5 protein-coding genes are annotated in these 6,622 nt (G+C 65.5%); 1 reads left to right on the top strand and 4 read right to left on the bottom strand.

Annotated elements, in window-relative coordinates:
• Positions 1–244: 244 nt before the first annotated feature.
• From AC0Z36_RS08325 to AC0Z36_RS08310, 4 genes are all read right to left on the bottom strand, one after another.
• Positions 245–697 (bottom strand): hypothetical protein, encoded by a 453-nt coding sequence (locus tag AC0Z36_RS08325; RefSeq protein WP_485462071.1) that lies wholly within the window; start codon positions 695–697, stop codon positions 245–247.
• Positions 697–1,269, bottom strand: coding sequence for an RHS repeat-associated core domain-containing protein (locus tag AC0Z36_RS08320; RefSeq protein WP_485462070.1), 573 nt, complete (start codon positions 1,267–1,269; stop codon positions 697–699). The genes AC0Z36_RS08325 and AC0Z36_RS08320 overlap by 1 nt, the downstream gene beginning before the upstream one ends.
• A 244-nt stretch (positions 1,270–1,513) precedes the next feature.
• Positions 1,514–2,797 carry an IS701 family transposase gene (locus tag AC0Z36_RS08315; RefSeq protein WP_485462069.1) on the bottom strand — a complete coding sequence of 428 codons (1,284 nt, stop codon included), beginning with the start codon at positions 2,795–2,797 and terminating at the stop codon, positions 1,514–1,516.
• A gap of 230 nt (positions 2,798–3,027) precedes the next feature.
• Positions 3,028–4,044 carry a heme o synthase gene (locus AC0Z36_RS08310; protein WP_485462068.1) on the bottom strand — a complete coding sequence of 339 codons (1,017 nt, stop codon included), beginning with the start codon at positions 4,042–4,044 and terminating at the stop codon, positions 3,028–3,030.
• Between the two features lie 471 nt (positions 4,045–4,515).
• Between AC0Z36_RS08310 and tkt the strand changes: the two genes are divergently transcribed.
• Positions 4,516–6,603, top strand: coding sequence for a transketolase (tkt, locus tag AC0Z36_RS08305; protein ID WP_485462067.1), 2,088 nt, complete (start codon positions 4,516–4,518; stop codon positions 6,601–6,603).
• Positions 6,604–6,622: the final 19 nt, after the last annotated feature.

Genomic DNA, 6,622 nt, shown 5'->3' with positions numbered 1-6,622 from the left:
CTCAACACTCAAGTCGTAGCAGGTGTGGGGCTGTTGCCGCTTCCGTTACGCGGATCAAGGATCTATGGTCGCCGCCTCACCGAAGACGTTCTGAATAACCCTCCATGAACCTGCTGTCCGAAAAACGCGTAGCCCCTCACCACGTCCAGATCTCATAATTCGGATATATCAGAAACTGATGGAACGTCAAGAAGGGAGACAAAGGTCAGCAGCTGCTTACATTCTCATTAATACCGAAATCTCGCTATTCCCAAGAGGCACTAAGATCCGAGCATGTGACTTTGATTGTGGAATTAACTAGCTTAATCTCATGAGTGCATCCCGTAGAAGCGGGGAGAATTTCATCGAGCAAAATCGAATCAATCCCTCCATATTCAATAGAATCAACTTCCTTATTGATCGAAAAATGAGTCACTTCAGAATATGTTATCACGAGCCCAAAGGAGTGTTTCCAATGATTTCCAGAAAATGAAATTCGCATTCCGTTCGACGTCGGTTTCGCGAGCGTTGCAAATTTAAGCTCCAAATCTTTGATGCACCTTTCACTCCCAAAGTCATAGTGCCCTGGATCTGCAGCAAACGATCCAGCACCAGGCGGAAGGAGCTTTTGAAATATCGCCAACTCTTTCAGGTACGGGCGCGGATCCAGCCAGTAGCCCCGTACCGAATCACGCCACTCAACAATAACTAACTCCACTAGCAGCCACCTCCAACAAGGCGAGGCCGGTGCCACTTGTCTCCACCGATGTCTTCGGTTCCCAGCGGACCAATCCTTCCAGTACTGCGCATAATCTCGACCGCCTTGCCTTTGAGCCTGTTCGCTACACTTTGGGGAACTTGAGGATTAGCTCCCAAACCATGCTTCGAGAACCATCCATCGCTGCCATAAATCCCAACCTCACTCCCGTTTTTGTATACGTGAATTTCAAAATCCATGCCTTTCCCCATCGGAAATATGTCCATCTGTCCTGTATATTCACCACCGAGTCCTACAGGGTCCTTCGGTCCACTTGGAGCAAGACCGAGTGGGTCAATCCAGATATTTGGATTGATAGTGTACGAATAGTGGTTACCGGCAGGCTCGAGACCCAACGGGTCGGGTCCGGCATACGCACCGGCCTCCGGCACGTAGTACCGGAACAGGTTGTAGTGCCAGCCTGTCTCGTCGTCCCGGTACTGGCCGGGGAATCCCAGCAGACAGTCCAGGCCGTCGCCGGTAGTCGACCCTACCGATGTCCCCCACAAACTTGCCCGGCGATGCCACGCCACCTCCCCCTCGCCGTCGACGAGTTCAGTGGGAGTGCCGACCAGTATTACAGCTGCGGTTCTTGTTCGGCTCGTTGCCAGTCGCGCAAATGTTCGGGAAGTGGGTCGCCTCGGCGTCGGTAGGAACTCAGTTGGGCGCGCATCTTGTGGGTGAACCGCCACTGAACCCAGCGCAGAACATACTGTCGTCCGTGGTCGATCCGCAGGACGAGGGCGGACAGAAGCCGGTGGACCTCGTCCACGGTGATCAGACTGAGCCAGCCGACGCTGTCCCGGGTGGACCGGGTAGGTCCCGGGTCAGGGCTTTTCCCTCCGACGCCCTGTTCCTCGCGGCTTCGGCTTCGGCTTCGGCTTCGGGAACAAGCTCACACGACGGTGTCCCGCACGCGGCGGCGACACCCGCCCGGGCCAGGACCAAAAACGCGTGGGCGAACACGCACGCCGCGACCTGGTGATGCCAGGCCGTCCAGGTCCGCACCTGATAGTCGTCCAGCCCCACCAGCTGTTTCCCGTGCCGATTGTCCTCTTCGATCTTCCACCGAAGTCCCGCGCACGCCACCATCACCGCCAACGTCGTCGCCACCGGGGCGTGTACCAGGAAGTAGGTGACCTCCTCGGGCCGACCGACCGAACGCCGGATCAGCAGGGTGTGCGCGAACCCGGCGGCGGGAGGTCCGTCCTTAACGTCCACCTCGACCATCGCCCAGTCATAGAACCGCGCGCCTTTGGTCCCGTCCCCACAGGACCGGCGTTCCCAACGGTCCGCCGCGATACGGGGGAGCAGATCATCGGCCCGTCGCACATCACGCTGTCCGGCCGAGGTGTCGCCGGGCAGGACCGTCAGGGCCAGGCTGGACGGCACCGCGGTGACATACCGCAAGGACCGGTCCCGCAGGAAATGTCTGACCAGGGCGTACTGGCCGTAGCCGCCGTCCATCGCGACCCATCCGAAGGGCACGTTCGCTTCGACGGCCTCGGCGATCAGTTCAATGGCCTGGGCCGGTTTGGTGGCGAAGCCGACCGTGTCGGGGACACCGGCCCGCCGGCAACGCTCCGGGTCGTCGGTCCAGCGCCGGGGCAGGTACAGGCGGTGGCCGATGAAGCCGTGGCCTCGGGCGGAGGCGTAGGACAGCATGACCGCGACCTGGCAGTTCTCCGTCTGGTTGGTGGAGCCGCAGTGCTGGGGGGCGACGCCGACGGACATCCGCCCCTTTTTGATCATCTGGGTGTCGTCGACGATCAGCACCCCGTCCGGGGTGCCGAGCGCGGCGACGACCTTGTCGCGGACGGCGGCCTCCAGAGCGTCGGCACTCCACGCGCCCCGGCACAGGAAGGTCTGGATACGGCCGGGGTGTCCGTGGCCCGCCCGCTCGGCGATGGTCCAGCCGTTCTTGCGCGGCAGGTCGGACAGCAGTCCGCGGATCAGGTCGGTGAACACCACCCGGGGTTCGGGGCGGGTGAACAGGTGGTCGACGCTTCGGGTGAAGGTCTCCAACTCCTGTTCCAGCGCGGATATTTCCTCATCGAGCACATCTGTCATCATGCCCGGTCAACGAGCCCGCCCTGGCGATGTCACGCGAACCGCAGTAGTAGCGGCGGACCGTTCCGTTTCCGCCCTGGCCCAAGCCGGATCCAAACAAACACCTGGAAGAGTGCTCGCTTAAGATCCGCAGCTGTAATACGTGTGGCGATTCTTTTCCTGTTTTCCCGAAAAGAGGGCCCCCGGTTCTCCGGGAGCCCTCCGTACAACGTGCTATCGCGTCAGGACGGGATGAACGGGTCCACCGCGATCGCCACAAAAAGCAGCGTCAGGTAGGTGATGGACCAGTGGAACAGCCGCATCTCGCCGAGCTTGACGGCGACCAGGTCGGCGGGGTCCAGCTCCAGTGCGCGGGCCTGCCGTTTGGCGTTGCCCTGGAGGCGGTGGGCCTCCCGGAGCCAGACGACGCCGAGGACGCCGGCCACCACGGGGTAGAGCCAGCTGGTGTGCGCGAGCGGCCACAGGAGCAGCGACACGGCCACCATGACGTAGCTGTAGGCCACGATCTGGCGGGCCACGACCTTGTTGGAGGCGACGACCGGGAGCATCGGGATCGAGGCGGCGGCGTAGTCCTTCTCGTACTTCATCGACAGCGGCCAGTAGTGCGGCGGCGTCCAGAAGAAGATGACAAGGAACAGGATGAACGGCGCCCAGCCGAGCGAGTTGGTGACCGCCGACCAGCCGATCAGGACCTGCATGCAGCCGGCGATGCCGCCCCACACGATGTTCTGCGGCGTGCGGCGCTTCAGGATCATCGTGTAGACCACGACGTAGTAGAAGATCGCGAAGACCGACAGCACCGCGGACAGCGGGTTGACCAGCAGGGCGAACCACGCGGTGGAGACGGCCCCGAGCGCCCAGGCGAACACCAGGGCCTGGCGGGGGGTGAGGACGCCGGTGACCAGGGGACGCCGCTCGGTGCGCTGCATCAGCGCGTCGATGTCGCGGTCGATGTACATGTTGAACGCGTTGGCGCTGCCCGCGGACAGGTAACCGGCGAACACCACGGACAGGATCAGCCAGCCGTTGGGCACACCGTCCTGGGCCAGGAACATCACCGGGACGGTGCTGACGAGCAACAGTTCGATGATGCGCGGTTTGGTGAGGGCGACGTACGCCCCGATTCGCGTCCCCACGGAGGTGTGGACCGTCGGTGGAACCTGTCCAGCGTCCTGCGGGCGACCGGGGTTTGTCCCCGTGCTCCCGCCGGGTCGGGATTCGACGGCTGTCACGAACACCCCATCATGCGCGGATTCGACCGGTCGGGCCGCGTGCGTCGTCCCGTACGGGAGTCGCGGACACCGGTTCTCATCGACTAGAAATTTCGGCAACGGGTGGATCCGGAAGCGGACCCACTACCAGCAAACTGTAGTCCCTCGCCAGGGGACGGACGTTGCAGGGGGCCGGTCCGCTGGGCCGTCGGTGGTGCCCCACTCGTGTGCCGGGCGTGTGCCGTGCGCGCAAAGGGGTAATCGCGGGTCGGCGCCGCGACAGGCGGTGCCGGTCCTGAAGCACCGCCTGCCGGGTCCGCGACCGCGCCGGGAATCCAGCCGTCGTCCCGCTCGTTGTCCTGAACGCGTGCGCGGTCCGGCCCACCGGTAGGGTCGGAGGCGTGCCAGACGAGCCGGAAGCGGGTGGTGATTCCCGTCGCCGTCCCCGCATTCTCCGGCCGTGAACCCGGAATGACCCCGGAAGGAGCCCTGACAAGGGTGAGCACCACGCCGACCACCGACACCAGCACTCTGGAGTGGACGGACCTTGACACCAAGGCCGTAGACACACTCCGCGTCCTCGCGATGGACGCCGTTCAGAAGGTCGGCAACGGCCACCCTGGAACGGCGATGAGCCTCGCGCCTGCCGCATACCTGATCTGGCAGAAGTTCCTGCGGCACGACCCGACGGACGCGGACTGGTCCGGCCGGGACCGCTTCGTACTGTCCCCCGGGCACACCAGCCTGACGCTGTACTCGCAGCTCTACCTGTCGGGCTACGGCCTGACACTGGACGACCTGAAGTCGTTCCGGACGTGGGGCTCGCGCACTCCGGGCCACCCGGAGCACGGCCACACCACCGGCGTCGAGACGACGACTGGCCCGCTGGGCCAGGGTGTCGCCAACGCGGTGGGCATGGCCATGGCCGCCCGCTACGAGCGCGGCCTGTTCGACCCGGAGGCCGCTGCCGGGCAGTCGCCGTTCGACCACCACATCTGGGCGATCGTGTCCGACGGTGACCTGGAGGAGGGTGTCTCGGCTGAGGCGTCGTCCCTCGCGGGCCACCAGAAGCTCGGCAACCTGATCTGTGTGTACGACGACAACCACATCTCGATCGAGGGCGACACGCAGACCGCGTTCTCCGAGGACGTCCTGGGCCGCTACGCCGCGTACGGCTGGCACACCCTGCGCGTCGAGCCCAGGGCCGACGGCAACATCGACGTCGAGGCACTGCACGCCGCGCTCGCCGCGGGCCGGGCCGAGACCGGCCGCCCGACGATGATCGCGATGCGCACCATCATCGCGTGGCCCGCGCCGAACGCGCAGAACACCGGCAAGTCGCACGGTTCGGCGCTCGGCGCCGAGGAGGTCGCCGCGACGAAGACGATCCTGGGCTTCGACCCGGAGAAGCACTTCGACGTCGCCGACGACACTCTCGCGCACGCCCGCAAGGTCGTCGACCGCGGCCGGGACGCGCACGCCGCGTGGGACAAGGCGTACGACGTCTGGGCCCAGGCGAACCCCGGGCGCGCCGCCGAGCACGCCCGGATCGCCAAGCGGCAGCTGCCCGACGGCTGGGAGAAGTCCATCCCGGTCTTCGAGGCCGGCAAGATGGCCACGCGCAAGGCGTCCGGCAAGATCCTGCAGGCCCTCGGCCCGGTCATCCCGGAGCTGTGGGGCGGTTCGGCCGACCTGGCCGAGTCGAACCTGACGACCATCGACGAGGCCTCGTCGTTCCTTCCGGTCGGCAACCACCTTCCGGGCGCGAACCCGTACGGCCGCACGATCCACTTCGGCATCCGCGAGCACGCCATGGGTTCGACCATGAACGGCATCGCGCTGCACGGCGGCACCCGCGTGTTCGGCGGCACCTTCCTGGTGTTCTCCGACTACATGCGCCCGGCCGTCCGGCTCGCCGCGCTGATGGGTCTGCCGACCACGTACGTGTGGACGCACGACTCCATCGGCCTGGGCGAGGACGGCCCGACGCACCAGCCGGTCGAGCACATCGCCGCGCTGCGCGCCATCCCGGGCCTGGACGTCGTCCGCCCGGCGGACGCCAACGAGACCGCCGTCGCCTGGCGCACGGTGCTCGAGCGCACCGACCGCCCGCACGGCCTGCTGCTGACCCGTCAGGACGTCCCGACGTTCGACCGTACGGTCTACGGCCCGGCCGAGGGCACCGCCCGCGGCGGCTATGTGCTCGCCGAGGCGTCCACCGGCACGCCGGAGCTCATCCTCGTCGGCACCGGCTCCGAGGTGCAGATCGCGGTCGCCGCCCGTGAGGTGCTGGAAGCCGAAGGCATCCCCACCCGCGTGGTGTCGCTGCCGTGCGTCGAGTGGTTCAACGACCAGGAGCAGTCCTACCGCGACGAGGTCTTCCCGCCGTCGGTCAGGGCGCGCGTGTCGGTCGAGGCCGGCATCGCCCTGGGCTGGCGCGAGATCGTCGGCGACAACGGCCGGATCGTGTCGCTGGACCACTACGGCGCGTCGGCCGACTACCAGGTCCTGTACGCCGAGTTCGGGCTGACCCGGGAAGCCGTCGTCCTGGCGGCCCGGGAATCCCTCGCCGCCGCCCGTACCTGACACACCGAGGAGTTAAGAA

It is taken from the genome of Kitasatospora sp. UYEF31, assembly GCF_057291755.1.
This window is presented reverse-complemented; position numbering and strand designations above follow the sequence as displayed.